The organism is Streptomyces sp. NPDC043861 (assembly GCF_056435905.1).
In genome coordinates, this window is record NZ_JBWKDP010000001.1 from 692,442 (window position 1) to 709,770 (window position 17,329).

The window sequence follows — 17,329 nt, forward strand, 5'->3', positions numbered from 1 at the left end:
CGGCACGGACGGGGCCCGGCGGCGGCCGTGGGCGGTGGTCCGGGGCGGTGCGCCGGTCATGGCAGGAGCCAATCGACCGGGCGCTGGTCCGCCAGATGGACCGTGCCGGTGGCCGGTGTCATGGAGGCGAGCGCGTACGGCGGCCCGTCCGGCGACGACCATCGGTAGCCGGACTTCGTCCGGGACGACCTCTCCAGCCCCACCAGCACCGGTACGGGCCGGCCCTGCGCCGAGAACTGCTCGCCCAGTTGGCCGTCGCCGAGGAACGCGGTGATCTGCTGCCGTGTCTGGGAGACCCTGCCGATCGCCTTGACCCTGCCCCGCAGCACTCCGTACCGCTGGGCGGGGACGGACTGCACCGTGAGGTCGACGCGGGCGCCGAGGGCGACGGCGGTGCCGCTGTCGGGCGGCAGGTAGAGCATCACCATCAGCGGGGCTTCGGCGTTCTCGACCCGTTCCACGACGGCCACATCGGCCCCGGTGGTGACGACCGCGCCGATGGTGGCCACGAGGGAGGTCACGCGGCCCGCGGCGATGGTACGGACGACGGTGTCGTCCTGCTCCTCCTGCGTGGCTTGCTCTTCGCCGTCGGCCGTCCGCTCGTCCCGCTCCGTACGGACCTTCAGCAACGGGGCTCCCGCGGCCAGTCGCTCACCCTCGTCGGCGAGAACTGCGGTGACCTGGCCACCGACCGGACTCTGCAGGACATAACTGCCTTGCGCATGCGTAAGAATGCCGGGTGCACTGAGAGTGGACGAAACGGAGCCGTTTACGGCCCAGAAACAGGCTGCTGCCATCGCCGCAACGGTGACGGTCAGCGCAAGCCATCCCTGCGGGCGGGCAAAACGCACCGGAAGATCTATTTCTTCGGGTGATTGCAGTTTGGAAAGGGCCTTCTGGCGGAACTGCACGTAACTCTTCCCTCGACTGCAAATGTCCGGGTCAGGGTGTCAGTGTGTGAAAAGCACGGTGAGCCCCGGAACGGGAAAGGTTCCGGGGCTCACTCGGACCGGTTCAGAGACCGGCGACCAGACCGGTGACGGCACCGGTGTTGAGGCCCGTGGCGGACTCGACGGTGCCGACGGCGGTGCCGAGGATGCCCGAAACCGGGGCGACGGAGTCGAGGGTGGAGGTGGCGTTGCCGACCACACCGCTGACAACGGCGCTCTGCAGGCCGCCGGAGATGCCGTCAAGGTCGCTGTCGGAGATCTCCGCGGTTGCAACCTGGGGGGTGAAGTCCATGATCGAGCTTCCCTTCATGTGGATATTTCTCAAAGGTCACGGCCGGCTCCGCCGGAAAACGATCCGGCCGTGTCAGCGGTCGTGCGGATACCCGATGGATCAGGAACCGTCGGCGCAACTTCCGCGGTGCGCAGGATCAAAGCACGACGACGTGCTGCACAGCCAATCCGACAACTGCCGTCCAGCGGCCTCCAGGTCATGGAATTACGTTCGCGTGCAGGTGTGTCCACGCCTCGGTGGCGACTTCTTCACAAGCTTCACGGGTCGAATTCCTCATGGGTGGGTGGCGGTCCCGGCTTCGAATCGGACACTCCCGCACCAATGGATTGCCATGCCCCCAAGTGGTGCTGGTGTGCTGAGTGGGGCTCAGCTCCGCCGCAGTGGTTGAGTGTTCAATGTGCAGGTTTCCGGAAGATACGGTTCCGGTGCTGCTGTCCGGCGCGGTCGAGGGCGCGGCGCCGGCCGGACCCGGTTGGCCCCGTGCCCGGCGCGCCTCGGCGGCGTGGACAGCGCCCCGTGAAGGATCGGTCGGGAGAGGGCCCTTCGCCGCCCCCGACCGGAGAGCGGGGGCGGGCCCACGAGGTGCTCACCGCCGTCCGTTCCGTAATGAGGATCGCCATGCAGTTGTTCGACGACCCGCTCTTCCAGATGCATGCCGAGCGGGCCCTGATGCTGATCGGCCGAGGGGGCGCCGAGTACGGAGAATGCGCGGTGACCGCGGCACACATCGCGCCCGGCGACCGCGATGTGTGGCACCGGGCCTGGTCGGCGACCGCAGCCAGGGTTGCGGCGGCGGCCGAGACCAGTGCCGGCCACGGGCACCGTAGGAGCGCGGCCGAGGGGTTCCGGCGGGCAACGACGTACAACCGCATGTCGTACCAGCCGCTGTTCGGCTTCCCCGTGGACCCGAGGCTCGGCGCCGCCTTCAAGCGGGAGCGCGAGTGCTTCGCACGGTACGCCGCCCTGGCGGACCGGCCCGTCGAACTGGTGGAGATCCCCTTCGAGGACACGACACTGCCCGGCTGTCTCTGCCTCCCGGCCGGCGAGGGAAACAGCGTCGCACGGCCGGCCGTGGTCGCCGTCAACGGCTACGACTCCAACATCCACGAGATGTACTGGTCCCACGCCCTGCCCGCGGTGCGGCGCGGCTACGCATGCCTTCTCGCCGACGGTCCGGGGCAGGGCCGTGCGCTGGTGGAGCAGGGGCTGCGGATGCGCCCGGACTGGGAGAGCGTGCTGCGGCCGGTCCTGGACTACGCCGTCGCACGGCCGGAGATCGACGCCGGACGCATCGCCGTCATGGGGTGGGGTTTCGGCGGCTGTCTCGCGCCGCGCGGCGTGTCCGGGGACGACCGGGTCGCCGCCCTGATCGCCGACCCGGGTCAGTTCGATCCCCTTGACGCCCTTCCGCTCCCTCGGGAGCTGAAGGACCGGCTGCCCGACACCGACCCCAAGGCCCTCGACGCGTTCATGGCCACGGTGGCCGAAGATCCCGTCATGCGCTGGCGGCTCGTCCAGCAGGCCCTGTGGGTGCACGGGGTGGGGTCACTGGGTGAGTGGGTCGTCGAGATGGACCGTTACCGGCTGTCCGGCATCGCCGCCGGAATCGGCTGCCCCACGCTCGTCGTCGCGAACGACTCCGATCCGCTCTCCGGGCAGGCCCAGCTGCTCTTCGACACGCTGAACGTCCCCAAGACCCTGGTGCGCTTCCGTGCCGAGGACGGTGCTTCCGGCCCGTGCCAGGCATGGAACCGCTCGCTGTTCGACCAGCGGGTCTTCGACTGGCTGGACACGACGCTCAACCACCGGGAGCCGGCATGACCACCGCCCCGGGCTCCGCCGACCTGGAACGTGTCTGGGATCTCCACACCAGCAGTGGGTTCACCACCGCGGACATCGACACGACGATGACGGGCGCGCCCGCGGTGCTCCATGTGCCCACGGCCGTGGGAGCCCGCGGCCGAGAGGCGGTGCGCGACTTCTACCGGCGCTGGTTCGTGGGACACAATCCGCGGGACTTCACGATCACCACGCTGACACGCACCACCGGCCACGACCGCATCGTCGACGAAATGCTCGTCTCCTTCACGCACGACATCGAGGTGCACTGGATCCTGCCCGGAGTGGCGCCCACCGGGCGGCCCGTCAGCGTTGCCGTGATCGCGGTGGTGTCCTTCGAGGGCGCCCTGATCTCGAGCGAGCACATCTACTGGGACCAGACGTCGGTCCTCGCCCAGGTGGGACTCAACGACCCCACCGCGCTCTCACGGCTGCCGGTCGTCACCGACCAGTGCCACGCTCGCCGACGGCCCCCTCAACGAGCTGGCGGTCGAGGGGGAGCGCCGGCGGGACTGAGGGCCGGCGGAATCGAGCGGTGGGTCCCGGCGCGGCGGACCTGTCGGTCCGCACCGTCAGAGCTGTGTGCCGAAGGCCTGCGTCCACCACGGGCCACCGGCACCGTTGTGGATGCCCACGCCCAGTTCCTTGAAGGAGCAGTTGAGAATGTTGGCCCGGTGACCGGGGCTGTTCATCCACGAGTCCATCACCGAGGCCGGGGTCTGCTGCCCGCGCGCGATGTTCTCGCCGTACGTGCTCCAGCGGTAGCCGGCCGCGGTGATGCGGTCGCCGGGGTCCTGGCCGTCCGGGTTGTTGTGGTCGAAGAAGTCGCGGGCCGCCATGTCGGACGAGTGGTTGCCGGCGGCCGAGGCGAGCTTGCTGTTGTTGCTCACCGGGCCGCACCCCGCCTTGGAACGCTCGGTGTTGACCAGGGCGATGACCTGCTCGGCGGTGCCGCTCGGCGTGGCCGGTTCCGGGTCGGGCGCCTGCGGGGTGTCGGGTTTCGGCTGGGGCTTCGGCTTGGCCTTGCTCGGGCTCGGCGACGGCTTGGCCGACGACTTGCTGGGACTCGGCTTCGGCTTCGCGGAGGGGGAGGCCGAGAGGGTCGGGGAGGGGGACGGGCTCTCGGTGGCCGGGGGGAGCACGGGGGAGGCAGGCGCGGCCGCCGTCGAAGGGGAGGTCTCGTCCTTCTTCTCGGGGCCGGTGAGAAGACTGACCGCCCCGCCTGCGGCGACCAGCGCGGCGACCGCTGCGGCCACGGTCGTGGTACGGCGCCGGCGCCTGGCACGCTCCAGCCGGGCCTGGGTCCTGGCGGAGGCGGCAGTGGAGGCGGGGGCCTGGGCCGCGTGTGCAGAGGCCGTGGTGACCAGGGCCGGCGTGGCGACCGTGTCCGCGAGCGCGGCCGCCACCGGGACGAGGCCGAGGCCGACCAGCAGGCCCTCGGCGGGCACCAGGTTGGACCAGTGGCCCGCGCAGACCGTGCAGTCGCGGGCGTGGCGGGCCAGGCGCTTGCGCCAGAGGGCCGAGGGTATGCCGTCCCAGCCGGCGACTATTTGCTCCAGCAGCACACAGCGCGGCTCGGCGGCCAGCGCACGGACGACGACGCGGGCCGTCTCCAGCTGGGCCTTCATCCGCTGCACCCGTACCGCCGTGTGCTGCGGCGTCAGCTCCAGCGCCTCGGCGACCTCGGCGCGTGAGAGCTCCCCGGCGGCCTCCAGCCACCACAGGGACAGCAGGGCCCGGTCGTCCTCGTCCAGCCAGCGGGTCGCCTCGGCGGTCTCGCGGCGCTGACCGGAGAGCCCGAGCCGCGTGATGGTCAGGTCCACGAAGTCCGCGCCGGGGTCGACGACATCGAACGCGTCGGCAAGGCCGCCACCGGTGGGTATCGCGCCCGAGGTGCGTTCCCTCCAGTGGCCGCGTATCTGATTCATCGTGATGGCGACCAGCCAGCTGCGGAAGTTCTCCGGGCTGCGGAGACCGTCCAGGCCACCGAGGACCCGGAGCATCGTCTCCTGCACCACGTCGTCCACGTCCGCATGGCCGTTCAGGGCCCGGCCGACGATGTTGTAGACCAGCGGAAGGTACTCGGCGACGAGCGCGTCCTGCGCCTGTTGGCTCCCGTCCTGCGCTGCCTTGACCAATGCGACTTCGCGTTCGCTGCTCACGCTGTGTCCACTCTCTTCCTGGGGGGCATGTCTCCTCCGTCGAAGGGGAGACGCCCTGCCTCCGCCCCGATAACAGAAATCGCATAGGAGTACGCAGGAACATTCGGAAGTGTTAGATCGGGTCGCCAGGACCGCAGTACCGCGGCGGACGGCGCGAACAGTTCGGCAGGTACCTCGTCCGGCCGGTGCCAGTGCCAGCGCACGATCTTGTCCGGCTCGGTGACCCGAGGCTCGCCCTCGACATCCAGGACCAGGCCGGCGGCCGAGATCCTGGGGATGCCCCGCTCGCCGTCCAGGACCACGGCGACGATCGTCACGTCCTCCTCGCCGACCCGCAGCGCCGTCTCCTCGGCCAGTTCCCGGGCCCCTGCCCGTTCGAAGCTCTCACCGGGGTCGACCTTGCCGCCGGGAAGCTCCCAGCTGCCGTTGTGGGCCAGTCCCAGAAGGATCCGGCCGCTCCGGTCGACGACGATCATGCCGATGCCGGTGAGGCCGTTGGGGGTCGGGAACGCCCGGGCGGGGCGTTCGGCGGCCGCACCGGGCTCACCGTCGGGGGACTGGCTCGCGAAGTGGGACACCCTCGGCCTTTCGGACGGTCTCGCCATGCCCGGCCGGGCGCAGCGGTGCCTGATCGTACGGGGGATGCACCGGTGGCCGCTGTGACGCAACCGGCATAGCGTGCTTGCGGGGGAACCGACCCGCGGAGGTGCGACCATGAGGACGTCCACGCCCGTCGTCGGCGGTCCCTGCTGGGTGGAGCTCGGCACCAGCGACATGCCGGTGGCACAGGTCTTCTACGAGAAGCTCTTCGGCTGGCGCACGGCCGCCGACCCCCGGGCCGAGGCGGGCGGATACACCGTGGCCCGCGTCGGCGGGAGTGCGGTCGCCGCGCTGACCCCGCTGTACCAGAACGAGCAGCCGACGGCCTGGACCGTCTCGTTCGCCACGAACGACACGGACACCACCGCGGCAGCGGTCACCGACGCGGGTGGCGCACTGCTCACCGGACCGATGGATGTCTTCGAGGACGGCAGGTTCGCGGTGGTGGCGGACCCCGAGGGCGCGGTCTTCTCGCTCTGGCAGGGGCGCGACTTCGCCGGCGCCGAACTGCTCAACGCCCCGGGCGCCCTGGGGTGGGTCGAGCTGCTGACACGTGATCCGGCACAGGCGGAGCGGTTCTATCCGGCCGTCTTCGGCTGGACCGTCAGCACCTCGGAGCACTACACCCAGTGGGGCACCGGCGGCGACGACTTCGGCGGCATGCTGACGATGGACGCCGAGCGCTTCCCGGCCGGTGCGCCGGCGCACTGGCTGCCCTACTTCGAGGTGACGGACGCCGACGCGGCCGCGCGCACGGCGGCAGGTGCGGGCGGGGGAGTCCTCCTGGAACCGGTGGAGATGGAGGACGGGCTGCGCTTCGCCTTGCTGCACGATCCGCAGGGGGCGGCATTCGGCGTCCACACACCACCCACGGCAGAGCACTGACCTCCCCCGGCCGGCGCCGTCAGCGCAGCACCGTCGTCGGCAGCGCCGGGCCCCCGCCCCGCGGACGCCATTCGCGCGGATATCCGACCGACACCTCGTGGAACGGCACTCCGTCGTGCCAGGTGGTCCGGGGAATGTGGAGATGTCCGTACACCATCGCCTTTGCCCGGTACCGGACGTGCCAGTCCGCCGTGTGCTCGGTTCCGCACCACAGTGCGAACTCCGGGTAGCGCAGTACCCGTGTCGGCTCGCGCACCAGTGGATAGTGGTTCACCAGCACTGTCTGCAGTCCATCGGGCACGGCGGCCAGCCGTTCCCGGGTCAGTTCCAGCCGGGCCCGGCACCAGGCCTCGCGGCTCGGATACGGATCGGGGTGCAGCAAGTGCTCGTCGGTGCAGACCACATGGGCGTCGTACGCCTGCGCCAGGGCCTCCTCCTGGGTGGCCGTGCCGTCCGGGCGGAACGTGTAGTCGTAGAGCAGGAACAGCGGCGCGATCGCGAGGGGCCGGCCGTCCTCGCCCGTCCAGACCGGGTAGGGATCCTCGGGCGTGTGCACCCCGAGCCGCCGGCAGAGCTCGACGAGCAGTGCGTAGCGCTCCGCACCGCGCGCCTGCACCGGGTCGGCGGCGACCGTCCACAGTTCGTGGTTCCCTGGTGCCCAGACCACCGTGGCGAACCGGTCCCGCAGCACACTCAGTGCCCACTCCACGTCCGGCACGAGATCGGCGACGTCACCTGCGACCAGCAGCCAGTCGTTGTCGGACTGGGGCCGCAGCGCTTCGACGTGCTTGCGGTTCTCGGGATGATTGATGTGCAGATCACTGATGGCGAGCAGAGACAATGCAACCCCCGTGTGCGGACGGCCTGCCGGGACATCGTGTCGATCTTCCCATTGCCAGGGGCCGGGAGGCGCCTTCCGCCACCCCTGGGGCCTCTCGTTCGGATCTTGCCACGAAAGACCCCAGGTCCGTGCTGACGGAAGGTCAGATATCCGGCCCGGCAGGTGTGTTCCGGCCGGCGTCGCCGCTCAGGCTTCCTGTGCGCTCCTGAGTCCGTGGTTCGCCCAGGCGGGGGCGGTTCCCGTGATCTGGCAGACCATGAGGTACAGCGGGATCGGCGGGGTGTACGGGCTGGCGTCGTCGGGCCAGTGGATCAGCCGCGGCCGCATGGCCGGAACATACCCCCCGTGGGCATAGCAGGAGGGAAGTGGCCAGGTCAGCTCCAGGTCGGAGCCGGCGGGCACGATCCACCACCACCAGTCCGTGTCCGCGTAGACACAGCCTGTGTGCGGCAGCTTGGTCAGCAGCCGGAGTCCGTGCCGCGCAGGGACGCCGACCGCGTCGTAACCCAGCGTGGTCGGCAGTCCGGGTGGTACGTCCAGGCGCTGCAGCCGGATCGCACCGGCCTCCTCCCGGGCCTGGCGGCGGGACAGCAGAGCGGCCATCGTCCTCAGCACGGACGCCCCGCGCCGAGCGCGAGCTCTGCCCAGACGATGCGGCCCGGCCCCGGCTGGGCGTCGTGCGCCCCCCAGGCGCTGCTCACGGCATCCACCAGCAGCAGTCCCCGCCCGCGCTCCTCCGCCGCCACGTGCCGCAGTCGCGGCTCGCTGGGCGGGCAGCCCTGGTCCTGCACCGCTATGCGCAACTGACCCTCCGCGTCGCGCAGTTCGCACAGGACGCGCTCGCTCGCGGTGTGCACGACGGCGTTGGTGAACAGTTCGGACGCGATCAGCGCGATGGTGTCGAGATGGTCCCCTCCTATGCCCCAGCGTTGCATCCGCTCATGTATGAGGCGCCGTGCCCGCGCGACCGAGTCGGTACGACCGGGCAGCTCGAAGCCGAAACGGCGGATCGCGGACATGGGGTACGAGGCAGCGAGCTGAGTGCTACGCGCGTTACCAGGAGCCACGACCAATCCTTCACGGTGGGGAAGCGGTGCCGTGCGCGCCTCTCCCCGGGCAGAGCGCGGCAGCCTCGTGAACTGGTTCACCGACTCACTCTCCACCCGAACAAGACACTTGGCAAGGGGCACTCTGAAAATTGCAGAGTGTCGGGTGCTGGGGGAGAGTGGCATGGCACACTCGTCGTGACATCGAGAACAGGGCGCTGGGGAGGTCTGTAGTGAGCGAGCCGCGGTCCGCCCCCACCGTGGGACAGGTCGTACTGGGCAAGCGACTGCAGGATCTGCGGGAGCGAGCCGGCCTCAAGCGTGAGGAGGCCGCGAAGGTTCTCCGAGTGGCCCCGGCCACCATCCGCCGGATGGAAACGGCCGAGGTCGCGCTGAAGATCCCCTATGTGCAGCTCCTGCTGCGGGCGTACGGTATTCCGGACGACGAGGCCGAGGGCTTCGTCCAGCTCGCCGAGGATGCGAACAAGCCTGGCTGGTGGCAGCGCTTCCACGACGTCCTGCCCGGCTGGTTCAGCATGTACGTCAGCCTGGAGGGTGCCGCGAGCCTCATCCGGGCGTACGAGCCCCACTTCGTCCCGGGACTGCTGCAGACCGAGGACTACGCACGCGCGGTCATGCGCAGCGGAGCCCTCGGCGCCACCAGTGCCGAGGACATCGAGCGGCACGTCGCTCTGCGCATGGAGCGACAGGGACTGCTCAACAGGTCCGATGCCCCCAGATTCTGGGTGATCGTCGACGAGACGGTGCTGAGACGGCCGGCCGGTGGTGCCGAGGTGATGCGGGCTCAGATCGACCGGCTTCTCGAGGCCGCCGAGCTTCCCCATGTCACCCTCCAGGTCGCGGAGTTCGCGACCGGACCGCACCCCGGAACCTACGGACCGTTCGTCCTCTTCAGGTTCGCGGTGCCCGAGCTGCCCGACATGGTCTACAGCGAGTACCTGACCGGCGCGGTCTACCTCGACGCGCGCCCTGAGGTGGCGTCACACCTGGAGGTCATGGACCGCATGGCCGCCCAGGCCGCCACCGCGCAACGCACGAAGGACATCCTCCGGGGTGTCCGCAAGGAGCTGTGAATGGATCGCATATACAACGGCATGCCTGCCCGGGAGCTCGGCTCCGAGGGGTGGCACAAGCCGTGGAGCGGCGGCAACGGCGGCAACTGCTTCGAGGCGATGAAGCTGGCCGACGGAAGGGTTGCCGTACGCCAGTCCGCAGACCCTGACGGCCCCGCCCTCATCTACACGCACGGTGAGATCGCCGCCTTCATCCAAGGGGCCAAGTCCGGTCAGGCGGACTTTCTTCTGACATGACCGGCCCTGCTCCTGCTTCCGGTTCAGCCCAGGCAGGATCAACCGCCCGCGCATTGCGTACAGTTGCGTTCGTTCGTCCATTTGTCGCACACCCGTCGCAGACCCCTGGAGACGTCAGATGACCGGGCAGGAACCCGCCTCCGCACGGATCGACACCAGCAAGCCGCACCCGGCCCGGATGTACGACTGGTTCCTCGGCGGCAAGGACAACTACCCGGTGGACGAGGAGATGGCCAAGCAGCTCCTCGCGCTCGACGCGCGCGGACGGGACATGGCCCGCGTGAACCGGGCCTTCATGCACCGGGCGACGCGCTGGCTCGGCAGGAACGGCATACGCCAGTACCTCGACATCGGCACGGGCATCCCCACCGAGCCCAATCTCCACCAGATCGCCCAGCAGGTCGCCCCCGAGTCCCGCATCGTCTACTGCGACAACGACCCGATCGTGCTCGCCCATGCCGAGGCCCTGCTCCGCAGCACCCCGGAGGGTGCCACCGAGTACATCCAGGCCGACGCCCGCGAACCGGAGTCGATCCTCGAGGCGGCGGGAAAGGTCCTCGACTTCTCGCAGCCGATCGCCCTGTCGCTGCTCGCACTGCTGCACTTCGTGGACGACGAGGACGGTGCGTACGAGCTGGTGGACCGGCTGGTCCGGCAGCTCGCACCCGGCAGTCACCTCGTGCTGTCCCACACGACGGGTGACTTCGACCCGGAGAAGGCGGCGCAGGCCCGCGCGATGTACAAGGCACGCGGGCTCACCCTGCGTCTGCGCTCACGCGAGGAGTTCACGCGTTTCTTCGAGGGACTCGAACTCGTCGATCCCGGCATCTCGTTGACCGCCGAGTGGCACCCGCAGCTCGGAGAGGCCGTCGACGTCATGGGTGACGACCCCATTCCGGGCTACGCGGGGGTCGCCCGCGTAGCCCGGTAGGCGCCGTCGATCAGGCACCGGGCAGCAGGGTGACGAGGAAACTCGTCGCCCTGCCGACGTTTCCGGCCGCGTCGATGGTGCGGTGCTCGATCGTGTGGGTGCCGTAGTCGGGCGTGGCGTCGTCCCAGGGCACGACACGAGCCGTGCCGAGCTTGCCGTAGACCAGATCGTCGATGACCGTTCCGCCCGGGGTGAACCGGAACGGTGCGTCGGCGTCCGTCGGCCAGCCGTAGTACGTGTACCAGCCGTCACCGTCCACCCGGAACTGCGAGACCACCGTGCCGGACTGGTCGTCGCGCGCGCTGAGCCGCATGGTGAACGGGCCGTCGTAGACGTACTCGGGCGGCCTGCCGGGCCTGTTCACCGTGCGCAGCGGCTCCGACAGCCGGTACGACCCGCGCGCGGGGGTCGCGTCCACCGTCCAGCGCAGTACGGCGGACGTGCCGGCGATCGCGGCCGTGAGCACGTGTGTCCCGGGGCGCAGCCGCAGGGCGCCCAGATCCAGGTCGCGGTCGTTGCCGGGGTTCGGGACGGGGCGGCCGTCGAGCGACCAGCGCACTGCGTACGCCCGGTCCGTCGGGTGGGTCGTGTCGGCGTACACGACCGACGTGCCCCCGAGGGGTCTGTCGGTGACGGTGTGTCCCGTGAAGGCGCCCGGGGCCGGTGTGTGCGTGGTACGTACGGAGGTGTCGACCGTCCAGCCGACCGTACGGGTCAGCGCGGCCGAGGCACGGACTGCGGGGTCGCGCACGAACGGAGTCGGATCGCTGACGGTGGCCGTGAGGGTGTGCGTACCCCGCTCGATTCCGAGCCGGCGCAGATCGAGGGTGCGGGCGCCATCGATGCGGCGCAACGGACGCCCGTCCAGCTGCCAGACGACATCGAGTTCACCGCCGACCGGGTGCAGCGTCTCGACCCACACCGTCCGGTCGGTGCCGATCGGAGCGGTGTTCGGAGCATGGCCCTGGACCAGATTCACCTTCGCCGAGATCGCCTGGACCATGACCTCCCGTCCGACCTGGTCGAATGCATAGCCGAGGGTCTTCATGATCGAGTGCTTGCTGGGCCGCCAGACACCCCTGGTGCTGTACATCCCGCCCTCGTGACGGCCGATGACACCGCCCGACTCGCTCTTCTCGCCCAGCCAGCGCCACCACTTCGCGCGCTGCTCACGCATCTGCTGTTCGGTGAGCAGTGTGTGATGGGCCGAGGACGGCTCGCCGTCCTGATGGGTACCGCCGGGGACGCCGCGCGCGTAGTAGTCGTACTCGTCCTGCAGCTTGCCCAGCGAGTGGCCTATCTCGTGCGGGGTGATGAGCGAGGAGAGGGCGTTGCCGCCCGAGGCGGTGGCATACGTACCGCCGGCGCCGCCGTAGGTGGCGCTGTTGCCGAGCGCCACGATCTGACGGTTGGCGCTCGTCGTGCCGCCCACCAGATCGGCGAGTGCAACGGCCGCCTCGCTGTCGACCGTGAGCAGGCGCTGCACGCTGTCGGGATCGCAGCCGTTCCAGAAGCCCATGTTCAGCGGGGTGTTGCGACGGGGCGCGTCCAGCGAGGGATCGCAGTCGACACCCGAGTCGGGGGACGGCACCTCGACCGTCCAGACATTGATGTACGAGCGGTACGAGGCGAACGGCTCGGTGCTCCAGAGCACATTGAGGTGCTTGTCGACATCGGCGCGGAACTCGTCCTTCTCGGCTGCGGTGTAACCGTCGCCGAGAAGGACGAGGTTGAAGCGTTTGTCGGCCGGGCCCGTGGTCTGGACGGGCACGACGGTGGCGTTCTCGGTCACCGGCTCATCGGCAACGGCGGCCGACGCGGATGACGCCGGGCCGATGAGACCGAAGAGCAGGGTGCCCGCGGTGGCGAGCGCCAGAGCTGCTCTGGGAAGACGAATGCCGGAGGTGTCCATGGGGCGGGAGCGTAGGACTGCGATCAACGGGCCGTAAAGAGAGCGGAGTTGGCCAACCAGCCGAGTCCGGCCCCCTGGTCGGACCGACCTGCGGGCGCGGGTGATCCGCCTGGCGGAGATGCCCGCGGACCGCCTCCGGTGAGTCCGTCGCTCCAGTTCCCAGCGGGCCGGCTGTCCGCCGACGGGTGATCAGACGTTGTCGCGGAGCCAGGCCAGTACCTGCCCGGCGTGCGCATCAGGAGGGAAGACAGGATAGAAGACGTGCTCGATCACGCCGTCGCGCAGAATCAGCGTCAGCCGTTTGAACAGGGTCTGTCCGCCGAAGTCGAACGTGGGCAGATCCAGTGCCTCGGCCAGACGCAGGGCGGGATCGGACAGCATGGAGTACGGCAGGGCCAGCCTTTCGACCACCTCCTGCTGGTAGGCGGGTTCCTGGCTCGACAGCCCGAACACCCGCTCGGCGCCCGCCGCGAGCAGCTCCTGGTGATGGTCGCGGAAGCCGCAGGCCTCGGCGGTGCAGCCGCGCGCACCGGGAATGCTCTCCCAGCCCTCGGGCAGATCGGTGTCCGGACGGCCCGTGAGCGGATAGATGTACAGCACCGTGCGGCCGCAACCGCGGACAGGACCTGGCCGGTCGAGGCGGATCTGCTCCCCCGAGGTGCCGGGCAGAGTGATGGGGGGCATGCCCAGACCGGGCAGATGGCCGGCCGCCCCGTCGTCCCCGGGTACCGGCAGGCCGGCAGGCAGCCGGGTGGGATCGTGCAGGTGACTCCCGACGTCGTCGGTCGCCGGGGCGACACTGCCCCGGTGGGCCGCCTTGCGCAGTTGCGTGAGCATGACGGCGCGGCGCGCGGTCAGCGCCTCGATGCGCGCGGTCAGGTCGTCGATCGCGTCCCGGTAGCCCGCGAGCGAGGCCGGGCAGTCGTCGGAGTGCCGCCCGCCCGCCGCCAGGCACTCCAGGAACGGCCGGGTCCGCTCGACGGGAATGCCCATCCGGCTGAGCGTCCTGATCTCCTGCACCAGCCGGACATCACCGTCGTCGTAGTCCCGGTAGCCGTTGGCCAGCCGCCGGGGCCGGATGAGGCCCAGTGCCTCGTAGTAGCGCACGGCCTTGGCCGTCGCACCGACGCGACGCGCAAGTTCACCTATCCGCATGCCCACCTCCTGGCCCCGACGCTAAACCCTGCCCTCCGGGGCAAGGTCAACCACGTCACCGTCCCGGCTCTGGCGCGACCCTGCGGCCGTGCGGTCTCGACGGGCACCGCGGCCGCGTGCCCGTCGCAGGACGCAGCCCGTGAGAACCGCACACGCCGCGATCCCGTAGGCGGTGGCGCTCACGATGTAGGCATCGGCGTCCGACTGGCCGGTGACGTACTTGGCGGCGCCCGCGGCGGCCACCGTCAGCCACTCCCAGCGGCCGTCCAGGGCCACGAGAGCGATCAGCAGCAGCGCGTACCACGAATAGGGCGGTGTCAGCAGGAGAAACGCGGTGCCGATGACGAGCAGGGCACCGCTCCACGGCCGCTCCGGGTCGCCGCGCAGCAGCACGTACCCGACGGCGCACAGCATGCCCGCCGCCATGACCCAGGGCGCCCAGTCGTCCGGGAGCACCAGACGCAGCAGCGCGTACCGGCTGCGTGCGGAGGCATCCCCGTAGCCCTCCTCGTCGACATAGCCGCTGAGATATCCGAGGACGGAACCCCGGGAGAGCAGCGCATACGGAAGATAGACGAGGGTGACCACCGCGGCCGCGGGCAGCAGTACCGCGGCCGCGTCACGCCATCTGCGCACCCCGGCCAGTGCGCCGGGCAGCAGCATCGCCGGCATCAGTTTGGTCGCCGTCGCAGCACCGAGAAGTGCACCTCCCGCGGCCCGGTGACGGACGACGGCGGCCAGGCCGGCGACCCCGAGCAGCACGCCCAGAACGTCGGCGTGGGCGTTGTTGACGGCTTCGAGCGGGACCGCCGGGCACCATGCCCAGTACGCCGCACCACGCGGGTCGGCCCCCCGTCGGCGCAGCACCACCAGCAGTCCGGCGGTCACCCCGACCGACAGCAGCGCTCCGCCGGTCTGCAGGGGCTTGTGCCGGGCACCCTGCGGTGAGAGAACGTCGACCAGCAGGAAGTAACCCTCCGCGACCGGCGGGTAGATGGTGGGCACGGCCGGCCTGTTGAGCCGGGTGCACCGCACCTCCCGCGACCCGTCCTCGGGCGCCGCGATCCGCACCCGGTCCGGTCCCGCGCAGCCCGCTCCCTTGGGGAAGAGCCATCCGTCGCGCAGCGCGGTGAGCGCGGGATCGGCGGGCACATGGTCGTACGGCGAGATTCCGGCCGCCTGCACCCGGCCGTCCCAGGCATAGCGATACATGTCGGTGCTGGTGCGCGGGGGAGCGAGGAGCCCTGTCGCCGCCACGACGACCGAGCCACCGAGCACCAGCGCCACGGTGTGGCGGGCCGGAGCCGTCCGCAGACACAGCACTGCCAGGGCGAACAGCAGCCAGCACGCCCCGTACCACCAGCTCAGGCCGATGGGGTCCGAGAAGAAGGAGTCCTGCCGGACGGTCAGGGCCAGGGTGCCGGTGAGGCCGGCCAGCAGCAGGCCGGCGCCAAGGGTTCGTGGGTTGATCACCTGTTCAGCGTGGCAGCCGGGGGGCCGGCCGACGGTGTACCGCGCACCGATGTCAGCGATCCGTAAGGTGTCCCGACCGGCCCTGGCACCGGTTACGGGGGTCTCATGGAGACATGAGGCCACGACTGCCGGTCCTGCGCCGGCCGCCATTGCCGTCCTTCAGGGGCCGGCTCCACGATCCGCGTACCGCCACCGCCATCGGCCGCTGGCTCGGTGCCGCGATCGCCGTGTGTTTCCTGACCGGGCTGATCAGCCATTTCCTGCAGAAGCCACCGGACTGGTTGCAGCCAGTGCTTCCGCCCAGGCCCGTCTGGGGATACCGGCTGACGCAGGGACTGCACGTCGCGAGCGGCATCGCGGCGATCCCGCTGCTCATGGCGAAGCTGTGGACGGTCTATCCGCGGCTCTTCGTCTGGCCCCCCGCCCGCTCCGTACGACATGCACTGGAGCGGCTTTCGGTGGCGGTCCTGGTGGCAGCGGCCGTGTTCCAGCTGTTCAGCGGGTTGCTGAACATTGTGCAGTGGTATCCGTGGCCGTTCTCGTTCGTACCGGTGCACTACGCGGTCGCCTGGGTGCTGGCGGGCGCGCTGCTGCTGCACATCGCGGTGAAGGCACCCGCGATCACCGCGCACTGGAGCCGTCGCTCGCCCGGAACCCTGGAGCTTCCGGCGGAGGACCAGCCGGACCGGCGCTCGTTCCTGGCCGGTGTCGCCGCGGCCGTGGGCGCGGTCACCCTCGTCACGGTGGGCCAGTCGCTCACCCCGCTGAAGCGCTTCGATCTGCTGGCCCCCCGTCACCCGGACCACGGTCCGCAGGGACTGCCGGTCAACCGCACCGCCGCCGCGGCCGGGGTCACCGGCGTCTCGGCCGGACGCTGGCGGCTGACGGTGGCCGGCCCGCGCCCTTACGAACTCTCGCTGGACGAGCTCCGGGCCATGCCCCAGCACACCGTGACCCTGCCGATCGCCTGTGTCGAAGGCTGGAGCAAGTCGGCCGAATGGACGGGCGTACGCATCCGGGATCTGCTGGACCGGGCGGCCGCGCCGCCCGGGGCGCTGCTGCGAGTGGTCTCGCTGGAGCGACGCGGCGCCTACCGGATCATGGAGATGGGCCGGGGCTACGCACGTGACCCTCTGACACTGCTTGCGCTGCGGCTCAACGGCGAGATCCTCTCACCCGATCACGGATTCCCCGCGCGCATCATCGCCCCCAACCGGCCCGGAGTGCTGCAGACCAAGTGGGTCAGCCGGCTGGAGGTGCTGTGATGCTCCGCTTCGTCGTGGGCGTCGTGGGCGCCGGACTGATGGGTTTCGGCGCCTGGCTGCTGTTCGGCGCGGGTGGTGTGAGGGACCCGTGGGAGGTGGTGGTGTGGCTCGCCGGAGCGGTCGTGCTGCACGACGGACTCGTCGCGCCGCTCGTCATTGCTGTCGGCTTCCTGGTGGCGGCCCTCCCCGCTCGCGGCACGATCCGGGCGGCACTGATCGTCTGCGGCTCCCTGACGCTGGTGGCCCTTCCACCCCTGCTGCGCCCGGGAGCGCCGACGAACCCTTCGGCCCTGCCGCTGGACTATCTCCGCAACTGGCTGCTGACGCTGGGTGCGGTCGTTGCTCTGACCGCCACGGCGCTGCTGCTGCCACGTGTCGGGCGGGCGCTGTCGGGGCGTGCGGGGCGCCGCCGTGCCCGCCGGGAGGAGAGGACCCGGACGGCGGGCTCGGGCAAGTCCTGACCGGCCGCGCTCTGGTAACGGAGGAACACCGCGGGTATCGTCGGCTCGCCCTGCCGACTCACGGAACGATCGCCCGGCCGACCGGACAGCGCCAGTGGACGGCAGTTGCCGGGGGCATGGTGATCGGCACGGCCTGTGTCCCGCCCAATCCCCCCTCAGAAGGGCAGAGTTGTGTCCGGACGACCG

General features: G+C 70.4%; 17 protein-coding genes and 1 pseudogene. 8 read left to right on the forward strand and 10 right to left on the reverse strand.

The annotated features are described in order from the left end of the window. Nucleotides 1–56: 56 nt before the first annotated feature. A complete protein-coding gene (locus AC068D_RS02830) occupies nucleotides 57–911 on the reverse strand; it encodes a hypothetical protein (RefSeq protein ID WP_478821109.1) in 855 nt (284 codons plus the stop codon). Between the two features lie 103 nt (nucleotides 912–1,014). Continuing rightward, nucleotides 1,015–1,242: a type A2 lantipeptide gene (locus tag AC068D_RS02835; RefSeq protein WP_478821110.1), complete on the reverse strand. Its 228-nt coding sequence runs from the start codon at nucleotides 1,240–1,242 to the stop codon at nucleotides 1,015–1,017. Nucleotides 1,243–1,860: 618 nt separating this feature from the next. Here AC068D_RS02835 and AC068D_RS02840 point away from each other — a divergent pair. Then, on the forward strand, nucleotides 1,861–3,063 hold the full coding sequence (locus AC068D_RS02840) for an alpha/beta hydrolase family protein (RefSeq protein ID WP_478821111.1): 1,203 nt from the start codon (nucleotides 1,861–1,863) through the stop codon (nucleotides 3,061–3,063). A gap of 86 nt (nucleotides 3,064–3,149) precedes the next feature. After that, a pseudogene (locus AC068D_RS02845) lies at nucleotides 3,150–3,377 on the forward strand (nuclear transport factor 2 family protein); the annotation flags it as partial. Nucleotides 3,378–3,653: 276 nt separating this feature from the next. On the opposite strand, the gene AC068D_RS02850 reads toward AC068D_RS02845, so the two are convergent. Both AC068D_RS02850 and AC068D_RS02855 read right to left on the reverse strand, forming a co-directional pair. Beyond that, nucleotides 3,654–5,243, reverse strand: a complete 1,590-nt coding sequence (locus AC068D_RS02850; RefSeq protein WP_478821112.1) for a sigma-70 family RNA polymerase sigma factor — start codon at nucleotides 5,241–5,243, stop codon at nucleotides 3,654–3,656. Continuing rightward, nucleotides 5,240–5,821, reverse strand: a complete 582-nt coding sequence (locus AC068D_RS02855) for a nucleotide triphosphate diphosphatase NUDT15 (RefSeq protein WP_478821113.1) — start codon at nucleotides 5,819–5,821, stop codon at nucleotides 5,240–5,242. Before AC068D_RS02855 ends, AC068D_RS02850 begins: the two co-directional genes overlap by 4 nt. 136 nt (nucleotides 5,822–5,957) lie before the next feature. On the opposite strand from AC068D_RS02855, the gene AC068D_RS02860 reads away from it, so the two are divergent. After that, the gene (locus AC068D_RS02860; protein WP_478821114.1) at nucleotides 5,958–6,728 is read left to right on the forward strand and encodes a VOC family protein; all 771 of its coding nucleotides are present in this window, start codon (nucleotides 5,958–5,960) and stop codon (nucleotides 6,726–6,728) included. Between the two features lie 19 nt (nucleotides 6,729–6,747). Here AC068D_RS02860 and AC068D_RS02865 read toward each other — a convergent pair whose 3' ends face one another. The 3 genes from AC068D_RS02865 to AC068D_RS02875 all read right to left on the reverse strand — a co-directional run bounded on the left by AC068D_RS02865 (nucleotide 6,748) and on the right by AC068D_RS02875 (nucleotide 8,636). Continuing rightward, nucleotides 6,748–7,569, reverse strand: a complete 822-nt coding sequence (locus AC068D_RS02865) for a metallophosphoesterase family protein (RefSeq protein ID WP_478821115.1) — start codon at nucleotides 7,567–7,569, stop codon at nucleotides 6,748–6,750. A 186-nt stretch (nucleotides 7,570–7,755) separates the two neighbouring features. Then, entirely contained in the window at nucleotides 7,756–8,172 is a 417-nt protein-coding gene (locus AC068D_RS02870) for a hypothetical protein (protein ID WP_478821116.1), read from the reverse strand. 5 nt (nucleotides 8,173–8,177) lie between these two features. Beyond that, entirely contained in the window at nucleotides 8,178–8,636 is a 459-nt protein-coding gene (locus tag AC068D_RS02875; RefSeq protein WP_478821117.1) for an ATP-binding protein, read from the reverse strand. A gap of 212 nt (nucleotides 8,637–8,848) precedes the next feature. On the opposite strand from AC068D_RS02875, the gene AC068D_RS02880 reads away from it, so the two are divergent. From AC068D_RS02880 to AC068D_RS02890, 3 genes are all read left to right on the forward strand, one after another. After that, entirely contained in the window at nucleotides 8,849–9,709 is an 861-nt protein-coding gene (locus tag AC068D_RS02880) for a helix-turn-helix domain-containing protein (RefSeq protein WP_478821118.1), read from the forward strand. Then, nucleotides 9,710–9,946 carry a DUF397 domain-containing protein gene (locus AC068D_RS02885; protein ID WP_478821119.1) on the forward strand — a complete coding sequence of 79 codons (237 nt, stop codon included), beginning with the start codon at nucleotides 9,710–9,712 and terminating at the stop codon, nucleotides 9,944–9,946. 118 nt (nucleotides 9,947–10,064) lie between these two features. After that, on the forward strand, nucleotides 10,065–10,877 hold the full coding sequence (locus AC068D_RS02890) for an SAM-dependent methyltransferase (RefSeq protein WP_478821120.1): 813 nt from the start codon (nucleotides 10,065–10,067) through the stop codon (nucleotides 10,875–10,877). Between the two features lie 10 nt (nucleotides 10,878–10,887). Here the strand turns inward: AC068D_RS02890 and AC068D_RS02895 are convergent, their stop codons facing one another. From AC068D_RS02895 to AC068D_RS02905, 3 genes are all read right to left on the reverse strand, one after another. Next, complete coding sequence (locus tag AC068D_RS02895) at nucleotides 10,888–12,789, reverse strand: M64 family metallopeptidase (RefSeq protein ID WP_478821121.1); 1,902 nt, start codon at nucleotides 12,787–12,789, stop codon at nucleotides 10,888–10,890. Between the two features lie 189 nt (nucleotides 12,790–12,978). Continuing rightward, the gene (locus tag AC068D_RS02900; protein ID WP_478821122.1) at nucleotides 12,979–13,944 is read right to left on the reverse strand and encodes a MerR family transcriptional regulator; all 966 of its coding nucleotides are present in this window, start codon (nucleotides 13,942–13,944) and stop codon (nucleotides 12,979–12,981) included. 21 nt (nucleotides 13,945–13,965) lie between these two features. Continuing rightward, nucleotides 13,966–15,417 carry a glycosyltransferase 87 family protein gene (locus tag AC068D_RS02905; protein WP_478821123.1) on the reverse strand — a complete coding sequence of 484 codons (1,452 nt, stop codon included), beginning with the start codon at nucleotides 15,415–15,417 and terminating at the stop codon, nucleotides 13,966–13,968. Between the two features lie 113 nt (nucleotides 15,418–15,530). On the opposite strand from AC068D_RS02905, the gene AC068D_RS02910 reads away from it, so the two are divergent. Both AC068D_RS02910 and AC068D_RS02915 read left to right on the forward strand, forming a co-directional pair. After that, the gene (locus tag AC068D_RS02910; RefSeq protein ID WP_478821124.1) at nucleotides 15,531–16,682 is read left to right on the forward strand and encodes a molybdopterin-dependent oxidoreductase; all 1,152 of its coding nucleotides are present in this window, start codon (nucleotides 15,531–15,533) and stop codon (nucleotides 16,680–16,682) included. Continuing rightward, nucleotides 16,682–17,143, forward strand: a complete 462-nt coding sequence (locus AC068D_RS02915) for a hypothetical protein (RefSeq protein ID WP_478821125.1) — start codon at nucleotides 16,682–16,684, stop codon at nucleotides 17,141–17,143. Before AC068D_RS02910 ends, AC068D_RS02915 begins: the two co-directional genes overlap by 1 nt. Nucleotides 17,144–17,329: the final 186 nt, after the last annotated feature.